At 47.6% G+C, this 22516-nt stretch carries 20 protein-coding genes; all 20 read right to left on the bottom strand.

The window, feature by feature from the left end:
- Window positions 1–81: 81 nt before the first annotated feature.
- Complete coding sequence (dnaI, locus tag BBEV_RS04515; protein WP_069364382.1) at window positions 82–1023, bottom strand: primosomal protein DnaI; 942 nt, start codon at window positions 1021–1023, stop codon at window positions 82–84.
- Window positions 1023–2465, bottom strand: a complete 1443-nt coding sequence (locus BBEV_RS04510) for a replication initiation and membrane attachment family protein (protein ID WP_069364381.1) — start codon at window positions 2463–2465, stop codon at window positions 1023–1025. Before BBEV_RS04510 ends, dnaI begins: the two co-directional genes overlap by 1 nt.
- Window positions 2466–2624: 159 nt before the next feature.
- Complete coding sequence (nrdR, locus tag BBEV_RS04505; RefSeq protein ID WP_069364380.1) at window positions 2625–3092, bottom strand: transcriptional regulator NrdR; 468 nt, start codon at window positions 3090–3092, stop codon at window positions 2625–2627.
- Window positions 3093–3110: 18 nt separating this feature from the next.
- Window positions 3111–3524, bottom strand: coding sequence for a DUF1499 domain-containing protein (locus tag BBEV_RS04500; protein WP_069364379.1), 414 nt, complete (start codon window positions 3522–3524; stop codon window positions 3111–3113).
- A gap of 129 nt (window positions 3525–3653) precedes the next feature.
- Entirely contained in the window at window positions 3654–4685 is a 1032-nt protein-coding gene (locus tag BBEV_RS04495) for a glyceraldehyde-3-phosphate dehydrogenase (RefSeq protein ID WP_157100917.1), read from the bottom strand.
- A gap of 325 nt (window positions 4686–5010) precedes the next feature.
- Entirely contained in the window at window positions 5011–5616 is a 606-nt protein-coding gene (gene coaE, locus BBEV_RS04490; protein ID WP_069366591.1) for a dephospho-CoA kinase, read from the bottom strand.
- Between the two features lie 15 nt (window positions 5617–5631).
- A complete protein-coding gene (mutM, locus tag BBEV_RS04485; protein WP_069364377.1) occupies window positions 5632–6471 on the bottom strand; it encodes a DNA-formamidopyrimidine glycosylase in 840 nt (279 codons plus the stop codon).
- A 30-nt stretch (window positions 6472–6501) separates the two neighbouring features.
- On the bottom strand, window positions 6502–9138 hold the full coding sequence (polA, locus tag BBEV_RS04480) for a DNA polymerase I (RefSeq protein ID WP_069364376.1): 2637 nt from the start codon (window positions 9136–9138) through the stop codon (window positions 6502–6504).
- Window positions 9139–9353: 215 nt separating this feature from the next.
- On the bottom strand, window positions 9354–11123 hold the full coding sequence (pnpS, locus tag BBEV_RS04475) for a two-component system histidine kinase PnpS (RefSeq protein ID WP_069364375.1): 1770 nt from the start codon (window positions 11121–11123) through the stop codon (window positions 9354–9356).
- Window positions 11116–11832 (bottom strand): response regulator transcription factor, encoded by a 717-nt coding sequence (locus BBEV_RS04470; RefSeq protein ID WP_069364374.1) that lies wholly within the window; start codon window positions 11830–11832, stop codon window positions 11116–11118. The genes pnpS and BBEV_RS04470 overlap by 8 nt, the downstream gene beginning before the upstream one ends.
- A gap of 162 nt (window positions 11833–11994) precedes the next feature.
- On the bottom strand, window positions 11995–12471 hold the full coding sequence (locus BBEV_RS04465; protein WP_069364373.1) for a MaoC/PaaZ C-terminal domain-containing protein: 477 nt from the start codon (window positions 12469–12471) through the stop codon (window positions 11995–11997).
- Between the two features lie 44 nt (window positions 12472–12515).
- Window positions 12516–13451, bottom strand: coding sequence for a malate dehydrogenase (mdh, locus tag BBEV_RS04460; RefSeq protein ID WP_069364372.1), 936 nt, complete (start codon window positions 13449–13451; stop codon window positions 12516–12518).
- Window positions 13452–13557: 106 nt separating this feature from the next.
- The gene (gene icd, locus BBEV_RS04455) at window positions 13558–14826 is read right to left on the bottom strand and encodes an NADP-dependent isocitrate dehydrogenase (RefSeq protein WP_069364371.1); all 1269 of its coding nucleotides are present in this window, start codon (window positions 14824–14826) and stop codon (window positions 13558–13560) included.
- 142 nt (window positions 14827–14968) lie between these two features.
- Window positions 14969–16087 (bottom strand): citrate synthase, encoded by a 1119-nt coding sequence (citZ, locus tag BBEV_RS04450; RefSeq protein WP_069364370.1) that lies wholly within the window; start codon window positions 16085–16087, stop codon window positions 14969–14971.
- A 452-nt stretch (window positions 16088–16539) separates the two neighbouring features.
- On the bottom strand, window positions 16540–17010 hold the full coding sequence (locus BBEV_RS04445; protein ID WP_069364369.1) for a DUF441 domain-containing protein: 471 nt from the start codon (window positions 17008–17010) through the stop codon (window positions 16540–16542).
- Window positions 17011–17031: 21 nt separating this feature from the next.
- Window positions 17032–17445, bottom strand: a complete 414-nt coding sequence (locus BBEV_RS04440) for an FxsA family protein (RefSeq protein ID WP_069364368.1) — start codon at window positions 17443–17445, stop codon at window positions 17032–17034.
- Between the two features lie 126 nt (window positions 17446–17571).
- The gene (gene pyk, locus BBEV_RS04435; protein ID WP_069364367.1) at window positions 17572–19332 is read right to left on the bottom strand and encodes a pyruvate kinase; all 1761 of its coding nucleotides are present in this window, start codon (window positions 19330–19332) and stop codon (window positions 17572–17574) included.
- Window positions 19333–19545: 213 nt separating this feature from the next.
- Window positions 19546–20505, bottom strand: a complete 960-nt coding sequence (pfkA, locus tag BBEV_RS04430; protein ID WP_069364366.1) for a 6-phosphofructokinase — start codon at window positions 20503–20505, stop codon at window positions 19546–19548.
- A gap of 124 nt (window positions 20506–20629) precedes the next feature.
- A complete protein-coding gene (gene accA, locus BBEV_RS04425; protein WP_069364365.1) occupies window positions 20630–21616 on the bottom strand; it encodes an acetyl-CoA carboxylase carboxyl transferase subunit alpha in 987 nt (328 codons plus the stop codon).
- Window positions 21609–22478 (bottom strand): acetyl-CoA carboxylase, carboxyltransferase subunit beta, encoded by an 870-nt coding sequence (gene accD / locus BBEV_RS04420; RefSeq protein ID WP_069364364.1) that lies wholly within the window; start codon window positions 22476–22478, stop codon window positions 21609–21611. The genes accA and accD overlap by 8 nt, the downstream gene beginning before the upstream one ends.
- Window positions 22479–22516: the final 38 nt, after the last annotated feature.

Here is a 22516-nt window from a genome sequence, read left to right as displayed (position 1 = left end):
AATCTATAAGGCTATACTAACATATTCCGGCAGGTAGCGTGAATAAAACGCACAAAAAACTCATGATTCCCGGAAATTCTGTTACGATTTATTCCGTTTGTTCTCACCCTTCATCGCCACAATCCGATTTAAATGACGAATCCGTTCAAGAATCCGCTGTGCCTTCAACTGATCCACTTTCTCCACACCCTTTTGCTGAGTGGATGATAAATGCATTTCAAGCTCTTCAAGGCTCAGGTTCGACGTGTAGATCGTCGGCAGCTGTTCCATCATTCTGTGCTGCAAAAGCGCCCCCAACACTTCGTCGCGGACCCAGCTGCTCATCGTTTCAGCTCCGAAGTCATCCAGTATCAGTACACGTGCATCCATGACCCGGTTTAATTTTTCCTGGTACGTGCCATCTGAGATCCCGTTTTTCAGTTCCCGGACAAAATCCGGAGTGTAGAGAACCATCGTGGAAATCTCTTCATCTGCTAAATAATTGGCAATCGCACCGATCAAAAACGTCTTCCCGACACCGAAAGGACCGTGAATGTATAAGCCCTCACCGCTTTCACCCGGGCTCACGCTCTCAGCGAAGCTCAGTGCCGCATTGAAAGCATCCATTCGTGCCTTTGAATCCTGCTCAAAGTGTTCGAAACGGACATTCAGCATTTCTTTTGGAATGTGCAGACTTTTGATGAACGATTCCTGACGCTTTCGTTCATCATCTTTCCGTTTCAGATGGCAGGGGTGATAAGACAACTCCAAATCTCCCCGCAAGACTGAAATCTGCGGCTGGAAGCCCTGCATGATATTCGGACAGGCATCAAGACCTGGACAGTCATCGCAGTGATCCCACTGGTACTTGTACTGGTACAATTCATTGATGCGGTTTTCTGTTAAATGCTCCTTGAGTTCCGGATGTTTTGCCAGAAAAGACTGCACTCTGAAGTCGCTCAGCGTCTCTTCTCGAATGCGCTTGAAACGTTCATTGAAATCGCCATCAATGAACCGTCTGAATGAAGGTTGAATCGGATCCATTACCTATCGTCTCCTTTTTGTCTCGACTTATTCTGCAGTCGGGCAAGCTTTTCAGCCGCTTCACGTCTGGCCGTGACCAATTCCTCTTCCGACGACTCGTCTTTGTTCCAATCCGGATTCTCCATCCATTCAGGCACAGGTTCTTTTTTGATCTGCTGAGGTTTCCGGTAAAAATCCGTCTTTTTTGTTTTTGAATGCTGCTGGAAGGAATCGTTTTTCTTCGCTTCGTTTTTGGCTTGCTCCATGGCCTGCGGTACGTTGCGAATGCCTTTACGCTTCCAGTTGTTCGCGATCTTAAAGGCCAGGTTCTTCACCAGTCGTTCATCATGTTCACTGAACAAATAGGTAATCAATACATTCACCACACCAGGCGGGAGGGCATAATCGAAGATCAACTCATCAATGATCTTCAGATCTCCCTGGTAAATTTTCGCCCCTCCGGTCAGATCGGTGATCTGTTCAAGCGGTGAAATCGATTCATAATAAGCCACTTTCTTTTCAAAATCATTGGCCGGTTCACCTTCAACTGTCTTGAGTGAATCCGGCTGAGCATCCAGATGCGTCAATGTCAGACCAAGGCCCGCGGGCTGACGGGATTCATTCAGCTGATAGGACTCCCGTGTCAGTTGCCGAAGTTCAACAAAATCAATTTCGTCACGGTTTAACAGCACCTGCGAGATTAAATCTGCCATAGCTTTGGCATCGAGCTTGTAAAGGAATACGAGGTTCTCGATCATCCGGATATTTTCCCGCTGAATCAGCTGCTGTTCAATGGCAGGAACCCGGGTGAATTGCGGAAGGTACGCAAGCATGGTTTCATAATCGAAATCCAGATCATGAAAGGAAAACGATTCCTCTGCTTCCGAGAGCATAGACAACAGTGAAGTGGAGGACATGGCCTCTTTAGACTCCCCGGACTTCACCCTCAATTCAGATGGGTGCACACTTCGAAACACCTCATCAAACTTCATGGTATCTGCAAGATAACCCGATGCATCGGGCGGTGTGACAACAAAATGCTGCCGCAGCTCTTTATAAATATGCTCTCCTGTTTTATTCAGCAAGAAGACAGGAAAGGTATTATGACTGAAAAAGTGCTGTGGACTGAGGGGCAACTGAATCGTATAGATAAAGCTGTGCTCACCTTCTTCACTGTGTTTAAACACTTTTAACAGCCCCATGCCTTCAAGCTTTCTGCGTTCACCATAGAGAACATCAAGCGGCTGTCCTGTGAGCATCATCAGCCCCCGGTGGGTACGTTCGGCTTTTCGGCCTGCGGATTTTTGGGCGTCCTGCGCCAATGTCAAATATAACGATACAGCCTGAGAACCGATTAATGGCTGATAGAGGAGCGTCATGACCTCGATATCCTCCATCGAGAGTCTTGAACGCATAAAGACCTCATAGGGGGATGATGGGTTTACTTTTCCGAGATGTTTCACTGAACCACTTCCTGACTCAATCTTTTAGAACGTGGAAAAAATGGAGCGTGGCCGCTCCATTCGATTGTTATACTTCATAGAATAATTTTACGTTTAGTGCGGGAATCGCGTATACAGGCATTTCAGGCTTTCACCATCTGCTTCGCGGCGAGCCAAGTTTTATTTCTTTGTTTGTTCCCGTTCGACCAGTTCTTTTAATTCATTTACAAACACGTTAATGTCTTTGAATTGGCGATACACCGACGCGAAACGTACATAGGCTACGTCATCCACATCAACGAGAAACGCCATGACACTTTCACCAATTTCTTCACTGCTGATTTCGGCCCGTCCGGAATTACGCATTTCATGTTCGGTTTTTTCAACAATTTCCTCAAGTGTATCAATGGAAACCGGGCGTTTTTCACAGGCACGCACCAGGCCACGAAGCAGTTTTTCACGGCTGAATTCTTCTCTGTTCCCGTCTTTTTTCACCACGATCAGCGGGGTGTGCTCCACCCGTTCAAAGGTTGTGTAACGGTGGCCACATTCTTCGCATTCTCTCCGGCGACGAATGGAACGCCCCTCATCACTCGGTCGGGAATCGAGTACCCGTGTCCCATTGTGGTGACATTTCGGACACTTCATTTTGTCATCTCCATTCCATTATCGAAAGGTTGACATTTCCTTGGCAAGTCCAGTACCTACAAAGGTCATGCGCTGATCCAGTTCATCATACATCACTTGAATCATTTTTCCGCTGATCCCAAAATCTGAAAACAGGAAGGTCTCTGTTGCAACGGAAAAATCGATCGCCGTCCGGTAAGGGCGGACCATGATGACAGTCACAACCATCAGCATGCGCTTCCCTTTATTGACATGAACAATCATTTCACCGCGCTCTTCGGAATAATCCCGGACTTCAAAACCTTCGCCACGCTCGAAAATCTGATGAAGCTCTTTGATCGCTTTATCAGGCATGGTTTTATAATAACGGGTCTGAAACCGTTCATCAGCGTGTTCTTCTCTGGTTTCTGTATGTTTTGAAAAGATTTTCTTCAAATTTTCCTTTATTCCCATCTCTCATCCCCACCTTCTTTTCTACCACAAGCATAGCAAGAAACGGCAGGAAGTTCAATTGTATACAAAAGAAACTCTCTTTAGGAACAGAGAGTTTCTCGATCGATTCATGAATTGATTTATCTGAGTCTATGAGGTGATTGGCATTTGCTTCTCGTTTGACCGGCTTCCCGTGAATTTCACCATGTCACACACGCGAGAAGCGTAGCCCCATTCGTTATCATACCAGGCCAGAATTTTTACGGTATGCCGATTCATCACCATCGTCGACAGACTGTCCACAATGCTTGAATGGGCGTTGCCATTGAAATCCGTTGAGACGAGGGGTTCGTCGCACACACTCAGCACGCCGGCCATATCTCCGGTTGCTGCAGAGCGAAGCACACCGTTGACTTCTTCCATGTCTGTTGAAGAACGGACCTCACAGACCAGGTCTACGAGTGATACATTCGGTGTCGGAATTCTGAGCGAAATCCCGTGCATTTTGCCGGCCAGCTCCGGCATCACAAGACCCATTGCCTTCGCAGCACCGGTTGTCGTCGGAATAATTGAGGTGGCACACGACCTTGCACGCCTTAAGTCCGCATGCGGGTTATCAATGTTCAACTGATCATTCGTATAGGAGTGCACGGTTGTCATTACCGCTGATTCAATATGAAAGTTCCGATGAATGGTTTTTGCCACGGGTGCGAGGCAATTCGTTGTACAGGATGCATTCGAAATGATTCGATGACGGTCAGGGTTATACTGCTCATGGTTCACGCCCATAACAAGGGTCGCATCCGCATCTTCACCGGGAGCCGTGATGATTACCCGCTCAGCACCTGCACGAAGATGAAGCGCCGCTTTCTCCCTGGAGGTAAATGCCCCCGTCGCTTCAATGACCGTTTCAACGCCAAGATCGCCCCAAGGGAGAACCTCAGGATTACGTTCCTGACAAACGAGCACCCGTTTATGATTGGCAATCAGATACTGCCCATCGGTCTGCACCTCACCTTGAAACGGTCCGTGAACGGAATCATAGCGAATCAGGTGCGCCAGCGTTTCCACCGGGTAGCTGGCATTGACCGCCACGATTTCTGTACCCTCATCTTTTATCAATTGCCTGAACACCATTCTGCCAATCCGGCCAAATCCATTAATTGCTACCTTCATCATGATAAACCTCCATTAGTATGTCACATTGAGTGATTATTCTGGAATTAGTATATCACATTCAGGTGCGGAGTATAAGATCCATCAATGAATTTATTTAATGGCTACCTTGAAAATAAACTCTGTTATCGTTCATTGTTGATTTCATTCGCTCACGGCGGACGCGTGCACCACAGGCACTTGGGCATCCTCTGCTCGAAGTGAACGGCCCGCAGTGATTCCATCACCACCTGTCGCTCTCTCCATCTCACGATCAACAACAAGCGTCGAAAAAGCTAATGTAATAAGCTACCCTGAAAAACAAACAAACAGTTTCCGGGCAGCTTTTTGATCAGTAATGCAACTCTTGGTGTATGCGATTCACATAGGCTTCCACTTCCGTTTTCAGTGCTTCAAAGCCTCTTCTGTTATCAATAATATCATCGACTTTCGCTCGCTTTTCATCAATTGGCATCTGCGCATTGATCCGTTTCGCTGCTTCTTCTTCAGATAAACCATTTCGCTCAATGATCCGTTCAAGTTGCTGTTCTTTTGTGGCATAGACGAGTACCGTGCAGTCAACGAGATGAAAGAGATCGCTCTCGATGAGAAGGGGGATATCCAACACCACAACTTCCGCACCGTAGTCGAAGGCTTCTTCCGCCTCTGCGGTCATCCGTTCCCTGACGGCCGGATGAACGATGTCATTTAACTGCTGCCGTTTTTCCTGATCCTGAAAAACGATTCTTCCGAGCTTCTCCCGATCCAAAGCACCTGTTTCCTCATCCACGATGTCATCCCCGAACACCGTTACAATCGCTTCAAACGCAGGCTCATGTGGTTCCACCACCTGTTTAGCAATCTGATCCGCATCCACGACCACCCAGCCTTGGGCTCTGAATAATTTTGCTACCGTACTTTTTCCAGTTCCGATTCCACCGGTTAACCCGATCTTCATCATTGATCGTCCTCTCTATTTGTTTTGCAATGGTTGGCACTTGCTGCAGATATGCGTTCCCCGGCCGGCAATGACTGTCCGTATGATCTCAGTTCTGCATACGCGGCACTGCTCTTTGGCTCTGCCATATACGTACAGTTGTTGCTGAAAGTACCCCATCTCTCCTCTGCCGTTGACATAGGAGCGAATCGAAGTCCCTCCTTGTGCGATCGCATCCAGAAGCGTCTTTTGAACGGCCTGATGTAAAGTCATTACTTCCTGCGCGGTCAGTTGATGCGCCGGGGTCGCAGGATGGATTCCTGCCTGGAATAAGGCTTCATCCACATAAATATTTCCGAGTCCTGTCAGCACAGCTTGATCCAGCAGTGCTGCTTTTACAGCTCTCGAAGTCCGCATCAGTCTGCGGTGCAGCTCAGCTGACTGAATCGCATTTGGTCCTACCGGTTCCGGACCGAGCTTTGATAATGGCGGATGGTTTTCTTCTTCCCCCTTTGGAAAAAGGTGCATCGTCCCGAACTTCCGGACATCTGCATAATGCAGTGCTGTACCATCGGTGAATGTCACAATAACATGCGTATGCTTTGATGGTTCGGCGCCGGGTTGATGCAGCGCGTATTTCCCTTCCATTCTTAAGTGAGACACCAGCACGTGTTCATGAAGAATCACCTTAAGAAATTTCCCTTTCCTCTCCACCGCTTCAACGGTCTCCTTCAAAAGCATGGTTTTAAAGGCTTCGGCATCATCCGGTTTCTTCACCATTTTCGGCCAGCCTACCCATACGTGATCAATGGTTTTTCCAGTAATTAATTCTTCCAACGTTTTACGAACGGTTTCCACTTCCGGTAATTCGGGCATTCTGACGTCTTCCTTTCACATGCATGAAGCTTATTTGGCATCGTACCAGGTTTTCCCGTGTTCCATTTCTGCGAGTAATGGGACATTGAGTTCAACAGTGGACTCCATGATCTCCTTCACGAGTTTTTCCATCGTCTTGATTTCGTCTTCCGGCACCTCGAAAATCAGTTCATCGTGGACCTGAAGCAGCATCACCGAAGACAGTTCCGCCTCTTTCATCGCACGCGACATGTCGACCATCGCTTTTTTTATAATGTCTGCGGCCGATCCCTGGATCGGTGTGTTCATCGCCGTGCGCTCTGCAAAACTTCGCTGATTGAAATTCCGGCTCGTCAGATCCGGCAAATAGCGCCTGCGCTGAAGCATCGTTGTGACGTAGCCTTTTTCCCTCGCCTCTTCAACGACATCTTCCATATATTTTTTGACGCCGGGATAACTTTCGAAATACCGGTCAATAAAGGTGCGGGCTTCTTTTCTGGAAATGCCGAGATTCTGACTCAGTCCGTAATCACTGATCCCGTAAACGATCCCGAAATTGACCGCCTTCGCCGTGCGTCGCATGGTGGACGTCACTTCATCCGTACTCACACCAAAGACATCACTGGCCGTTTTCGTGTGAATATCCATGCCATCTTTAAACGCCTGTATCAGATTTTCATCCTTGGAGATATGAGCCAATACCCGCAGTTCAATCTGGGAATAGTCTGCCGCAAACAGGCTTGCCCCTTCTTGTGAAGGAATGAATGCTTTACGGATTTTCCTTCCTTCTTCAAGGCGGATTGGAATGTTCTGCAGGTTTGGTTCTGTCGAACTGAGTCGCCCTGTCTGGGTCACTGCCTGATTAAAAATCGTGTGTATCTTTCCTGTTACCGGATGAATCACCTTCAGTAATCCTTCGATATAGGTTGAATTCAACTTTCCGAGCTGCCGGTAAAAGAGAATGTGGTCAATGACTTCATGCTCGCCCTTCAGCTTTTCGAGCACATCCGCTGAGGTCGAATAGCCGGTTTTGGTCTTTTTGATCACCGGCAGTTTCAACTTATCGAACAGAATCACACCCAACTGCTTCGGTGAATTGATATTGAAGGTCTCTCCCGCTGCTTCGTGAATTTTTTTCTCCAACTCATCGAGCCGTTTTGTGAGATCTTCACCCATGTTCTCGAGTTCAGATTGATTCACGGCAATGCCGTGGGCTTCCATTCTGCCGAGGATCACCGATAAAGGCATCTCGAGATCCTCAAACAGCTGCCATTGATGATTGTCTTCAAGCTCTTTTTTCAGACTTTCTTGAAGATCAAGAATTGCCGCGGCTTTTCGGCCCAGATGCTGTGCGAGCTCATTCTCTTCTGGGAGCTGCTGTTTCTTCCCTTTGCCATAGACCGCTTCGTCCGTTTGTACCTGTTTACCGTCTTTACGACTCGTTATATCTGCAATTTCATGACTGCCGGCTGATGGATCAATCAGATAAGATGCCATTTGCACGTCAAATGTGATCCCGTTCAGTTGAATGCCTTTCCAGCCGAGGGCCACAACGGTTCGTTTCGCATCAAATGTATAGATCACCGTCTGATCGTCTTCGGCCCATGCTTTGAAATGATCATTCTTTAACGCATAGTCAGCACTCATATAAAAGATACCCGCTGCGTTGGCAATTGCAACGCCCGTTATTTCTCCAACATGATAGTTCTCCTCGAGCATCTCAATATAGAGCGCAGATGGGGAGTGCAAGTGTTTATCGAGGAGGGGGGCATCGTTTGACAGGACCGTGATCGTCAGATTTTCCATCGCCACTTTTTCTTCCACATCTCCACCGAATTTGCTCAAGAGTGATTGGAATTCCAATTCTTTAAACAGCTGCTTGACAGCCTGTTCATCAACCTCTCCTCTGGCAAGGTCCGCCGGTTTCAATGTCAAAGGGACTTCACGGTAAATCGTCGCCAGTTGTTTACTCATTCGCGCTTCTTGTTCATTGTCCTGAAGCTTTTCTTTTAACTTCTTCCCCGATACTTCTTCAAGATGCTCGTAGACGCCTTCGAGCGAGTGGAACTGATTCAACAGTTTCAAAGCCGTTTTTTCACCAACCCCAGGGACACCCGGGATGTTATCACTGCTGTCACCCATCAGACCCTTCAGGTCAATGATTTGCGCCGGGGTCAACCCGTACCGTTCATCCACCTGCTTGGGCTGATAGGTGTCCACGTTGGTAATCCCTTTTTTCGTCAAATGCACGGTGACGTGGTCATTCACAAGTTGCAGCAGGTCCTTGTCTCCCGTGTAAATATGTACTTCCCACTCTTCATCTTCGGCCACCTGTGTGGACAACGTCCCGATGATGTCGTCTGCTTCATATTGATCGAGTTCAATGGAATCGATTCGAAAGGCCTTCAGCAAATCACGCATGACCGGCAACTGTTCCGCCAATTCAGGCGGGGTTTTCTCCCGTTTCCCTTTGTATTCCTTAAAGGTTTCGTGTCTGAACGTTGTCTTTCCCGCATCAAAAGCAACCGCCAGATGCGTCGGCTGCTGTTCTTCGAGTACTTTTAACAGCATGGTTGTGAAGCCGTACACCGCATTGGTGTAGACACCTTTATCTGTATTCAGCAAGGGTAAAGCAAAGAATGCCCGGTAGGCAATACTGTTTCCGTCAATCAATACGAATTTATTCATCGTTTTCCCACTCCTCGCGTGATCATTCTAGTCCTTCTCATTCTATCATTTTACAGTACAAAAAAGAAACGGCGGCTCAGGGGGGCCACCGTTTCTCATCAAGATGTACTCAAGGGGAATCCTGGTAAGGGAACTCTCCTTAAGGAAGTACACAATTGGAGTATACCCAATCAATGTAAATCCTGTATGAAGAGCGTATTAATCTTTTGTAAATATTACTTTTCCGGCAGGTTCTTCAAAAAGGCAATGCGGAAAACGGTCCCTTTTCCCGGTTCGCTGTCCACAGATAAAATCGCCTGGTGGGCCTCTGAGAGGTGTTTGACAATCGCCAGTCCCAAGCCGGTTCCTCCAGAGTTCCGGCTTCTGGCACGGTCCACTCTGTAAAAGCGTTCAAAAATACGGGGAATTTCTTTTTTACTCATCCCGATCCCTGTATCTTCCACTTCCAGAAGCACCCGTTCATTTTGCTCCTTCACACTGACCATCACTGTACCACCTTCCGGCGTATAAACGATGGCATTGTTAATAAGATTCATAAGAATCTGTTTAATTCGCGCCGCTTCGCCTGCAAGAATCGGACTGCCTTTGATTGTCTTTTCAAGCGTCATTTTCTTCGCATCCGCTTTTTCACCAAGTACTTCAACGACCTCATCGATCTGTTCTTCAAGATCGACTGTTTGCCAGTTGAGTTGAAAGGTGTCGCCTTCAATCCGTGAGAGCTCCAGCAGTTCGAAAATCAGTGTTTCAAGGCGATCGGATTCACTGGCGATGATGGTGAGGAACTTCAGTCGCAATTCCTCGTCATCCATCGCCCCTTCGAGAAGCGTTTCCGTGAACCCTTTCAGTGAAGTTACCGGTGTTTTCAACTCATGAGAGACGTTCGCCACAAAATCTTTTCGGGCCTGTTCGAGTTTCTTCAGTTCAGTAATGTCGTGAAAAACGAGAACAATACCTTTCAATTCTCCGTCCTGTGCAATAATCGGCGCCCCGTGCACATCGTAATGGTTCAGGTAAATCCCGGAAGCAATACTGATTTGCCGGCGTTTACGCTCTTCAGTGAGAAAAATACGCTGAATGAATTTATTGATTTTTTTATTACGAATCACCTGATAATACAGGGTTCCATGCCATTCCTGCGTATTTTCACCAAAAATCACATCACAGCTGCGGTTGACGAGTGTCACATCGCCCGTATGATTGATGAGGATCAGACCACTGCCCATATTCTCAATCAGCGTCTCCAACCGTTCCTGCTGACGTTCATACGTCTGAGTGATCTGCATCAGGTTCTTCGCCAGGACGTTGATCGACCGGTTCAATTCACCGGTCTCATAGCTGTTCCCCTCATAAGCACGGGCAGAGAAATTCCCTTCGGCCAACTCATTGGCCACCCTTCTCGCATCTTCAATCGGCCGGATCATCTGGTTTGTCAATCGGGAAGTGAGAATCAAAATGATCACAAACGCCACCAAAAACGAAACAAATAACAAAGCCCAAATGTTTTGATACAGGGAATCCAGTTCATCCATCGGGATACCCAGACGAACGAAACCTTCTCCCTCATCCCCGTTCAGCGGCAAAGCAAAATAAAGCAGTTCGGCATTCACCGTGTCACTGTACCGGATTTCCCTGTCAAAGTTTCCTGCAATGGCAGATTGAATTTCAGGCCTATTCAGGTGATTATCCATGACGGCAGGATCTTCATACGACTCTGCCAGAACCACCCCTTCGCCATCAATCACCGTGATTCGGACTTCAAAGCGTTCACTTAACGCCTCTGCCTCTTCTTGAAGCAGCCCGTCATCACTGAAATCGATCCGTTCGAAATTATAGGCAGCTACCTCGGCTTCTTTCGAAATGCGGTCATGCATCCGGTCAAAATAGAATTCTTTGAAAAAAGGGCCTAAGATCGCGCCAAGTCCTATCAGAACTACGAGGATGATGATCGAGAGCGGCAACAACAGACGAATCCGGTAACTAGTCATGACGGATTGGCATCTCCAGCTTATAACCTAAACCCCTGACGGTTTTAATATAAACCGGCTTCTTGGTATTCGGTTCAATCTTTTCACGGAGGTGACTGATATGCACATCCACAATGCGGGTGTCCCCCACAAATTCGTAATTCCATACGGCATTTAAGAGCTGATCTCTCGTCAATACCCGCCCCGGGTGATTTGTCAGGTACATCAGCAGCTCAAACTCCTTCGGTGTCAGTTCGAGTGCCTCACCATGGAGAAAAATTTCGTAATTCTCCGGAAAAATATGAACGTCACCGAGAATGATTTTCGTATTCTCCTGTTCATCGTCTTTCTTTGCAGGTGCAACTGCCGATCGTCTCAGAATCGCCCTCACTCTGGCAGTGACTTCTCTTGGACTGAATGGTTTCGTCAAGTAATCATCTGCACCAAGTTCCAGCCCCAGCACTTTATCAAACTCTTCATCCTTCGCTGTGAGCATCAGGATCGGCGTGGCGATCTTCAGCTGCCTTAACGATTTACAGACCTCAAGACCATCCATCTCCGGCAACATGAGATCGAGAACAATCAGATCAAAGTCCTTTTCACTGGCAAGCTCAAATGCGATTTTGCCATCAGTCGCAGTGACGGTTTCGAATCCTGCCTGATCCAGGTTGTACTGTAATAATGTCAGGATGGATTCTTCATCATCCACTATTAAAATTCGTTGTGACATGCTATCTCCTCCACATTTCGATTCCCCTGAATCTGCGTACTTCTGCACTCATCATACTACAAAAGTATACATTCTCCTATGATGAAATCCTGAAATGCCGCCTCGGTTGATTCATATAGAAAACCCGGTAACCTGTCATGCAACGGCTACCGGGTTTGTCATTTAAAAATTCTCGAAATTACCTGCATCCTGTGTGACAGGTTTCCATGGATATGCCGGGCTGACTTGAAAATGCCCCGTCAGGACTTCCTCGTCATCTCTGTCATAGCCGTTTACCCCAATCGTCACCTCGTGATTGTCGATATCGATCGCCGTCACTTCAAGATAGATTTTTAACTGCCCATAATGATACAGGGGCTTAGGATATTTCAAATGATGTTCTTGAATGTAACACCCTGGTCCGGGTAATTCCATTGATATGGCAGACGACACCATGCCTGCCAGCATAATATGCGGGACGACCGGTTTTCCATAAGGTGTACGAGAAGCATAATCGTGTTGAATATAGACCGGATTGGCATCATCGGATAACCCGAGATACAGGAGAATATCCTTATCCGTCAAAGCCTTCTCCGTTTCATACGAATCTCCGATTTCCAGCTGATCAATCGTCTTGCCGATTTTACGTTTCTGGAACATAACATTCCCTCCTGTAAGATCATCCGTCTGAGGTGGTTAACGAATCAGAGAATCTCCATCACTTTCTTGACAGAAGCTACGGATTTATCCAGATCCTTCTTCTCCTCATCGGTTAAATCGAGTTCAAGCACTTTTTCGATTCCATCCCCACCGATAACGGTCGGTACACCCAGGTAGATGTCTGAATACCCAAACTCGCCTTCGAGGTAGGCAATCGAAGGCAAAATGCGTTTTTTGTCTTTCAAAATGGCTTCAACCATCTGAACAATCGATGCGGCAGGCGCGTAATAGGCGCTTCCACTTCCCAGCAGGTTGACGATTTCACCGCCGCCTTTACGGGTACGCTCCACAATCGCGTCGAGACGTTCTTGGGAAATCAACTTTTCAAGCGGAATCCCGCCAGCGAAACTGTAACGGAGCATCGGGACCATATCATCACCGTGTCCACCGAGAACAAACCCTTGCACATCTTCCACCGATACATTCAGTTCCTCTGCAACGAACGTATTGAATCGCGCTGTGTCAAGAACCCCAGACTGACCGATGACCCGGTTTTTAGGAAAACCGGATTCCCGAAAGACGGTGTACGTCATTGCATCAACCGGATTCGTCAGAACGATAATATAGCAATCCGGTGAATGCTTCACAATTTCCTTTGTCACACTCTTCATGATCCCGGCATTTGTACTGACGAGATCGTCACGGCTCATTCCCGGTTTCCTTGGAATACCGGCCGTGATCACGACGACATCCGAACCTGCTGTATCCTGATAATCACTCGTTCCGGTAATCTTACTGTCAAAGCCTTGAACCGGACTCGCCTCTTTCATATCCAACGCTTTTCCCTTCGTTGGGTCTTCCATCTTCGGAATATCGATCAGCACGACATCACCAAGTTCTTTCTGCGCTGCCATCAGTGCTGTGGTTGTGCCGGTGAATCCCCCTCCGACTACTGTGATCTTTCGTCTTTTAATCGCCATGATTCATCGCTCCCTTTTGATTAACTGGATTAAAACGCTTTCATTATTTTTTTGATCATGATGACCGGAATTCCGCTTGTGGAATTCCGGTCATCATACGAATATCTTAAAGATTATTGATCAAAGCATCCCCAAACTCTGAACATTTCACTTCTGTCGCACCGTCCATCAGACGGGCGAAATCATAAGTGACCGTTTTACTTCCAATCGTTTTGTCCATGGATGCTTCAATCATATCCGCGGCTTCCACCCAGCCGAGGTGTCGCAGCATCAGCACACCACTGAGAAGAACTGACGACGGATTGACCTTATCCATTCCGGCATACTTCGGCGCTGTGCCGTGTGTGGCTTCGAAAATCGCATGACCGGTGTCATAGTTAATGTTCGCACCCGGCGCAATGCCGATCCCGCCAACCTGAGCTGCCAATGCGTCGGAAATGTAGTCACCATTCAGGTTCATTGTCGCCACCACATCAAATTCTTTTGGACGCGTCAGGATCTGTTGCAAGAAGATATCCGCAATGGAATCTTTCACGATGATTTTTCCTGCCGCTTCGGCTTTCGACTGCGCATCATTTGCAGCGTCTTTGCCTTGATCTTCCACAATGCGGTCATACTCAGCCCAAGTAAAGACTTTGTCGCTGAATTCTTTCTCAGCCAGTTCGTAACCCCAGTTTTTGAAAGCTCCTTCAGTAAACTTCATGATATTCCCTTTGTGCACGAGTGTGACACTCTTACGGTTATCATCAATGGCATACTGAATGGCAGCCCGGACCAGCCGGTCTGTCCCTTCTTTGGAAACGGGCTTCACACCAATGCCTGAAGTCTCCGGAAAACGGATCTTCGTGGCGCCCATTTCATTTTGCAGGAAATCGACGAGCTTTTTGACTTCCGGTGTTCCTTCCTGATATTCAATACCGGCATAGATATCTTCTGAATTCTCACGGAAAATAACCATGTCCGTATCGTTTGGCTTCTTCACTGGTGAAGGAACACCTTCAAACCAGCGCACCGGACGGACACACGCATAGAGATCGAGTTCCTGGCGAAGCGCCACATTCAGTGAACGGAAACCGCCACCGATCGGCGTGGTTAAAGGACCTTTGATCCCGATATAATATTCACGGATCGTTTCCAGTGTTTCGTCTGGAAGCCACTCTCCCGTTTTATCATGTGCTTTTTGACCGGCGAGCACCTCTTTCCAGTGTATTTTCTTTTCACCGTTATAGGCTTTTTCAACTGCCGCTTCAATGACTCGTGACGATGCCTTCCAGATATCCGGACCGATACCGTCCCCTTCGATATATGGAATCACCGGTTCATTTGGTACATTCAAAACGCCATTGTTAACTGTAATTTTTTCTCCTGCCATCATTCAATTACCTCCCAAGTAAGTATCGCGCCCAATTTTATCATCAATTTGGGCACAGTGAAGCTTCCGGACAAAAGCTTTTGCCCGGGCTTTCATCTATGGTCAGGACGAATAGCCAGCTATCCGTCCATAACCTGATCGTTGATCATTTCCTTTTTTCAATCGGAATCCAGCTCTGCTTGTCCGGGCCAACATATTCTGCCCGCGGACGGATGAGACGGTTGTTGGAATACTGCTCCAGAATATGCGCAATCCAGCCTGACACCCGGCTTACGGCGAAAATTGGTGTGAACAGGTCGTGATCAATCCCCAGACTGTGGTACACACTGGCCGAGTAAAAATCAACATTCGGAAGCAATCCCTTTTCATTCGTGACGATTTCATCGATCTTGACACTCATCTCATACCAGTTGGTCTCGCCGGTGATCTCCGTCATCTGACGGGACATTTCTTTCAAATGCTTCGCTCGGGGATCTCCATTTTTATAAACTCTGTGGCCGAAGCCCATAATCTTGACTTTGCGTTCTAATGCATCTTTGATATAGTCTTCTGCTTTATCCACTGTGCCGATCTCATTGAGCATTGCCATAACGCGTTCGTTGGCACCTCCATGAAGTGGCCCTTTCAAAGCGCCGATGGCTGATGTCACGCCGGAATACATGTCCGAGAGCGTTGCCACACAGACCCTAGACGTGAACGTTGACGCATTCAACTCATGGTCTGCGTGCAGAACAAGTGCCTTATCGATCGCTTTTACCGATGTTTCATCGGGTTCTTTTTCATTAAGCATATAGAGAAAATTTGCTGCGTAACTCAACTCTTCTTTCGGTGCCACCGGTTGTTTCCCCTGACGGATTCTTGCAAATGCTGCAACGATGGTCGGTAACTGGGCTTGAAGTTTCAGAGCTTTCCGACGGTTGGCCTCATCATCATGAGAATCCGCTTCATCATCAAATAAAGCCAGATTTGACACAGCCGTCCTGAGCGCAGCCATTGGATGTACTTTTTCAATCGGGTACGATTTCATTTGTTCAATGACTGCATCCGGTACTTTGGATACAGATGCAAGATCTTTCTTAAATGCCTGGAGCTCCTCCTGTGTCGGGAGTTTCTCGTTCCAAAGCAGATAGATAACCTCTTCAAAGCTTGCGTGGTCAGCCAGATCATCGATATTGTAGCCGCGGTACGTCAATACATCATCGATAATGGAGCTGACACTGGATGTTGTCGCAACAACACCTTCTAATCCCTTAGTTGTACTCATGTTACCTCTCCTTTGCAAAGAAATGTCGTTCGGTTCAACCAATGCGCGCAACCGCAAAAAAGAATGAGGCCTCACTCAATCCCCCATTACTATTTCAGGAAAATGTCATTCTCTTTTTTTGTTCCCTCAGAAATACACAGATAAACATGCTGGATTCGTAAGCGGTTACGTAACTGATCGGAAAAAGACAACGAAAGTGACTACGCTATGTACCTCACATCACTCAGTTTTCATTATACCATTTCTCACAATTTTGTGAACGCTAAATTTTCAAAGAATTAAATATTCAGATGATTCTATTTACTTCTCACTTTTCTTTCACATGAGCCGTGCTGGTTTTGTTTTCTTTGTCATTCGATGTGCGTGAATGCGCCAACACAGGGCAAGCGTCTTATTTCGACAGGTAATCGCATCTCACATCCTTCAAAAAAGGCTGACATAGAAACATGCTCTCAACCCCCGAGGGAAGAGAACATGTCTGCAATTTTCATCGCCAGGTAGGCGATGCCGGCGCCGATTAAAGGACCGACTGCCACGCCGTTAAACAAGGCTACCGCCAGGATTGTGCCCACGACAAGCGCGACGGTGATATGCGGATCACTCTGCAGGAGCTCAATTCCGTTCGCCGCAATCACCGCGACAAAGATGCCTGAGAACAGCGCGATCCAGGCATAAGAGGATTTCAGCGCCTCCTGTAGATCACGAAAGCCGATTTCGCCGGTCACAATCGGCACCAGAACAGCGATTGTGATGATCGTTACGCCTACGTTGATGCCCTTTGTCTGGATCACAGGCAGGAGCTTATCACCAAGACCGATCCATTTCACCGCCAACAGAAAAACAACAGCGATAATGAGTGCCTGATTTTTCGCAAATAGCCCAACCGCCAGAAGGATCAGCATAAATAATGTACTGTGTGCCATAGGTCGTTCCTTTCCGGGTGTTTATGGACGTTTTTTCCAGCTTCCACCGGAGACATAGATTGCCGATCCATTTTTCACCATATAGTAGAACATCTTCTGCAAAAAGCCTTTAAAAATCGCACGTGTCTGCGGGATCAGTAATAAAAAGCCCATCGCGTCAGTAATGAATCCAGGCGTCAACAACACCACACCCCCGACGAGGATACAGATGCCATCAAGCAGTACGGACGCCGGAACCTGTCCTTGAGATGCCTGCAATTGTGCGGTTCGTATGGCATTGAGTCCCTCTTTCTTGGCCAGGGCGGCCCCCAGAATCCCCGTCAGGATGATGAGCAGTATCGTCGGAATCACACCGATGGTATTTCCGGATAAGATCAAAACGCCGATCTCCATCGCCGGAACAATAATCAACAACAATAAGAGCAGTTTGCCCATGAATCTTCACTCCCTTTACTTGCTTGGAAAAACGGGAATTCCCGTCACTTCTGTATTTCAGGCGTTGTTAAAGTCTAAAAAATGAGAGGGGCAAGCCCCTCTCATCGTCTTTGTGCCTGTATTCTATTATAGGATAGAAGCCTGCCCTTTGTAAATCTTTCCTTGCTGGGCATCCACTGTCACTTCGTCACCATCATTGAAAAGAGCCGTAGCCTGGTCGACACCAACGATAACCGGAATCCCGAGGTTGAGACCGACAACCGCTGCGTGAGAGGTCAAACCACCGGATTCCGTCACGACAGCGGCTGCTTTTTCAAACGCCTCCATCATGTCTTTATCCGTGGAAGATGTAATCAGCACGTCACCTTGCTTCATCTTTTTGACTGCTTCCTGACCTGTCTTTGCAACAACGACACGGCCTGCTTTCGCGCGGCGGCCAATACCCTGTCCACGCGCTGCCACTTCACCGACGAGTTGCACTTTCATCAGGTTGGTCGTACCGGATTCACCCACTGGTACACCTGCTGTAATCACGACGAGATCACCATTATTCACATATCCGGATTTCTTCGCTTCATCGACCGATAAGCGAAGCATTTCATCCGTTGAATCCACCTGCGAACCTGTACGGGCATATACGCCCCATACAAGAGCCATTGCACGGTTTACACGAGCACTGCTTGTGACAGCAATAATCGGTGCTTCCGGACGGTATTTTGAGATCATCCGCGCCGTGTGGCCACTTTGTGTCGCAGTGACGATCGCAGCCGCACCCAGGTTCAGCGCTGTATGAGAAACAGACTGACTGATCGCATCGGTGACTGTATTTTCGATTTCCTTAGACTTCTTACGGAGAATCTCACGATATTTCAGTGCAGATTCTGTTTTGAACGCGATGTTTGCCATCGTCTGGACCGATTCACGCGGGTAATCACCGGCTGCAGTTTCTCCGGAGAGCATGATCGCATCTGTTCCGTCGAAAATCGCATTTGCCACGTCACTCGCTTCCGCTCGGGTTGGGCGAGGATTACGCTGCATGGAATCAAGCATCTGCGTCGCCGTGATGACGGGTTTACCCATCTGATTGCATTTTTTGATCAGTTCCTTTTGAACGAGTGGTACGTCTTCTGCCGGAATTTCGACACCAAGGTCACCACGAGCAACCATCAAACCATCGGAAGCTTCGAGGATCTCATCAATATTGTCCACGCCTTCCTGGTTTTCGATCTTTGGAATGATCTGAATGTGTGTCGCATTATGCTTTTCAAGCAGTTCGCGGATTTCGTGAACGTCCGACGCACGGCGAACAAATGATGCAGCAATGAAATCAACGTCCTGCTCAATCCCGAAAATGATATCATTCGCATCTTTTTCTGTGATACCAGGAAGATTGACACTGACATTCGGAACATTGACACCTTTTTTATTCTTCAGTGTACCGGAGTTTACCACTTCGGTAACAAGTTCATCTTCTTCGATCGCGGTTACTTTCAATTCAATCAATCCATCATCAAGAAGCAGGAATGATCCAACATGGACATCATTGATAAGTCCCGGGTACGTCACAGAGATCTTATCAGCATTGCCGACAACTTCTTTCATCGATACACGGACGGTTTTTCCTTTTTCAAGATCCGCAAAACCACCTTCGAGGGTTTGTGTGCGGATTTCAGGACCTTTTGTGTCGAGAAGAATCGCTACGCTCTCGCCAGCCTTTTCAGAAGCTTCCCGAATCGATTTGATACGGGCACCGTGCTCGTCAAAATCTCCGTGGGAAAAGTTCAGCCGTGCCACGTTCATTCCAGCATCAATCAGGCTGGTCAACATTTCCGGCGATTCACTGGCAGGTCCGATGGTACAAACAATTTTCGTCTTTCTAGTAATCATCATTTTCCTCCTTATAATTCCTGACTCTGTTAAAGCCGCACTGCACGATGTTTATTTTCTCAAAATCACTTTGAACGAGTTTAATCAGCATCAGGTTCTTCACATACTGCGTTGATAACAGACGGCGTACACGGCAGACGAAAACCAGAGCAAAGCGTTGCTCCAGTTGCTTGTCATGTACTGTTTTTTTCTGAGGACACCGGCTGCCAAGGATTAAATGGACAGTTCCTTGGACAGCTTATAGATGTCGTGATCGAACGATGGTTTCTTTGAAAGTGCGTCCTGGATATCGTGATGAACGATTTCATTTCGCTCGATCCCGACGACCTTACCTGCCTCACCTTCAAGCAGAAGCTCAACAGCACGGGCACCCAATCGGCTGGCCAGAACCCGGTCACGCCCTGTTGGAGAGCCGCCGCGTTGAATATGACCCAAAACCGTCACACGCGTTTCGTATTTGGTTTGTTCCTCAATTTCTTTCCCGATCTCGACCGCGGAGCCGGCACCTTCGGCAACGACGATGATACTGTGTTTTTTGCCGCGTTCATGCCCCCGCTTTAAACGGGCGACGATGTCTTCCATCTTATCATCCACTTCCGGAATCATGATGGTCTCCGCTCCGTCAGCCAAACCGGCCCATAAAGCCAGGTCTCCGGCGTCACGACCCATGACTTCCACAACATACGTGCGTTCATGAGAAGTGGCGGTATCACGGATTTTGTCAATGGCATCGATGACGGTATTCAGCGCCGTATCGAAACCGATGGTGAAATCCGTTCCCGGAATGTCATTATCAATGGTTCCAGGTACACCGATAGCCGGAAAACCATGTTCCGTCAGTTTCTTCGCACCCTGGAAAGAACCGTCTCCACCGATGACTACCAGTCCTTCAATACCAAACTTTTTCAACTGATCGATCCCTTTGAACTGTCCTTCTTTCGTTTTGAATTCTTCACAGCGGGCGGTGTACAGAATCGTACCGCCACGATGGATGATGTCCCCTACAGAACCCAACTCAAGCTTTTTGATATCTCCATCAATCAGCCCCTGGAATCCGTAATAGACACCATATACTTCAACACCGTGATAAATCGCTTTTCGGACAACCGCCCGAATCGCAGCGTTCATCCCCGGTGAATCACCTCCACTGGTCAAAACAGCAATTCGCTTCATCATATTTCACCTCTGTATAGTTTAGTCTCAGCTACATATCACACTAGTTAAAAATAACACTTCCCTGCTTAAAAAACAATAGAGATCAGACCACTACGCAGCCTGATCCGCCCCTTATTGTGAATCATTGATCAGGTGTATCAGTCATGACATCGTTTACATGGTCATACTCGCCGATTTTCTTAAATTTTTTGTACCGTTCCAGAACGAGTGATTCCCCGTCAAGTTTCATTAATTCGTTGAGGTTTCGCTGAAGTGTGGCTCGGATATATTCCACTTGAGCAGCGATATTCCGATGTGCACCACCACGGATTTCTGAAATCATTTCGTCAATCACACCCAGTTCAGCTAAATCCGGTGCCGTAATCTTCATCGTCTCTGCTGCATCTTTCGCCTTTGACGCGTCTTTCCAAAGGATCGTTGCCGCTCCCTCTGGAGAAATGACGGAATACGTGGCATTTTCAAGCATCAGAATCCGGTCGGCAACGCCGAGGGCCAGGGCTCCTCCGCTTCCTCCTTCTCCGATCACAATCGAAATAACCGGCACTTTCAGTGAAGCCATCTCAATCAGATTTCTGGCGATCGCTTCACTCTGTCCACGCTCTTCAGCCGCTTTTCCGGGAAATGCACCTTTCGTATCAATAAAACAGAAGATTGGCCGGTTGAATTTCTCCGCCTGCTTCATCAGACGAAGGGCTTTGCGGTAGCCTTCCGGGTGGGGCATCCCAAAATTCCGGCGGACATTTTCTTTCGTGTCCCGCCCTCGCTGATGACCGATGACCGTTACGGGCTGACCGTCAAACGACGCGATCCCGCCGACAATCGCCGCATCATCAGCGTAAAGACGATCGCCGTGAAACTCGAGAAAATCCGTAAACAGGTAACCGATATAATCAAGCGTCGTCGGTCGTTGACTCAGTCTTGCAATCTGGACACGATCCCATGGGTCCATGTTTCCATAAATATCTTCTTCAAGCTGCACGAGCCGATTTTCCAATTTTTTAATTTCTCCGGACAAATCGATCTCTTTTTCCGCCTTGAAGCTTTTTAATTCTGCAATTTTATTTCGCAGTTCAATGATCGGTTTTTCAAAGGGTAATTCTTCAGGCATGCCCGTCACCTCCATGATACGGTTGATGCAATTTCACGATTGTCGCCAATGTTTCCCGCATGTTTTTGCGGTGAACAACCTGATCGAGTTGCCCGTGATTCATCAGAAATTCAGCTGTCTGAAAATCATCCGGAAGTTTTTCGCGAATCGTCTGTTCAATAATCCGTCTCCCTGCAAAACCGATCAAAGCACCCGGTTCAGCCAGGTTGATGTCTCCAAGAGAAGAAAAACTCGCTGATACGCCTCCCGTTGTCGGGTCCGTCATCACGCTGATAAAGAGCAGCCCTTGTTCTCTCAACTGGTTCAGGGCTGTACTGGTCTTTGCCATCTGCATCAGGCTCAAAACACCTTCTTGCATCCTCGCCCCACCTGAAGCAGAGAATAAAATGAATGGCACCTGCTCTTCAATCGCTTTTTCAACCGCACGGGTGATTTTTTCTCCGACGACCGAGCCCATGCTTCCCATTCGAAATCCTGCATCCATGACTGCTATCATAACCGGGTAACCGGAAATCGTTCCGCTGCCGGTTCGCACAGCTTCGTTCAAACCACTCTTTTCCCGGTCTGACACCGACTTTTCATCATAACCTGGAAATTGCAGAGGGTTTTTTGAAATCATGTTTTCGTCATAGGGTGTAAACGACCCTTCATCCAATGTACAGGCAATCCGGTCTGCCGAGCCTATACGATGATGGTGATCACAATGATCGCAGACATATTTCTGATTACGCAGTTCCTTGGCGTATGTGATTGTTTTGCATTTCGGGCATTTACTCATCAAGCCCTCAGGTACTTCTTTCCGTCCTTTTTTGGACGGAATGGTCGCATATTTTTTCCGTTTATTGAAAAATCCCTTAATCATTCTGTTCACCTCTTCTTGAAGTCGCTGCCGGTGTATAG

Source organism: Salisediminibacterium beveridgei (genome assembly GCF_001721685.1).
GTDB lineage: Bacteria > Bacillota > Bacilli > Bacillales > Salisediminibacteriaceae > Salisediminibacterium > Salisediminibacterium beveridgei.
This window is presented reverse-complemented; position numbering and strand designations above follow the sequence as displayed.

Coding starts and splice junctions, on each gene's coding strand:
- dnaI (WP_069364382.1), bottom strand. CDS start 1,023: ATGGATCCGATTCAACCTTCATTCAGACGGTTCATTGATGGCGATTTC.
- nrdR (WP_069364380.1), bottom strand. CDS start 3,092: ATGAAGTGTCCGAAATGTCACCACAATGGGACACGGGTACTCGATTCC.
- BBEV_RS04500 (WP_069364379.1), bottom strand. CDS start 3,524: ATGGGAATAAAGGAAAATTTGAAGAAAATCTTTTCAAAACATACAGAA.
- coaE (WP_069366591.1), bottom strand. CDS start 5,616: ATGAAGATCGGGTTAACCGGTGGAATCGGAACTGGAAAAAGTACGGTA.
- mutM (WP_069364377.1), bottom strand. CDS start 6,471: ATGCCCGAATTACCGGAAGTGGAAACCGTTCGTAAAACGTTGGAAGAA.
- polA (WP_069364376.1), bottom strand. CDS start 9,138: ATGAATAAATTCGTATTGATTGACGGAAACAGTATTGCCTACCGGGCA.
- pnpS (WP_069364375.1), bottom strand. CDS start 11,123: ATGACTAGTTACCGGATTCGTCTGTTGTTGCCGCTCTCGATCATCATC.
- BBEV_RS04470 (WP_069364374.1), bottom strand. CDS start 11,832: ATGTCACAACGAATTTTAATAGTGGATGATGAAGAATCCATCCTGACA.
- BBEV_RS04465 (WP_069364373.1), bottom strand. CDS start 12,471: ATGTTCCAGAAACGTAAAATCGGCAAGACGATTGATCAGCTGGAAATC.
- mdh (WP_069364372.1), bottom strand. CDS start 13,451: ATGGCGATTAAAAGACGAAAGATCACAGTAGTCGGAGGGGGATTCACC.
- icd (WP_069364371.1), bottom strand. CDS start 14,826: ATGATGGCAGGAGAAAAAATTACAGTTAACAATGGCGTTTTGAATGTA.
- citZ (WP_069364370.1), bottom strand. CDS start 16,087: ATGAGTACAACTAAGGGATTAGAAGGTGTTGTTGCGACAACATCCAGT.
- BBEV_RS04445 (WP_069364369.1), bottom strand. CDS start 17,010: ATGGCACACAGTACATTATTTATGCTGATCCTTCTGGCGGTTGGGCTA.
- BBEV_RS04440 (WP_069364368.1), bottom strand. CDS start 17,445: ATGGGCAAACTGCTCTTATTGTTGTTGATTATTGTTCCGGCGATGGAG.
- pyk (WP_069364367.1), bottom strand. CDS start 19,332: ATGATTACTAGAAAGACGAAAATTGTTTGTACCATCGGACCTGCCAGT.
- pfkA (WP_069364366.1), bottom strand. CDS start 20,505: ATGAAGCGAATTGCTGTTTTGACCAGTGGAGGTGATTCACCGGGGATG.
- accA (WP_069364365.1), bottom strand. CDS start 21,616: ATGCCTGAAGAATTACCCTTTGAAAAACCGATCATTGAACTGCGAAAT.
- accD (WP_069364364.1), bottom strand. CDS start 22,478: ATGATTAAGGGATTTTTCAATAAACGGAAAAAATATGCGACCATTCCG.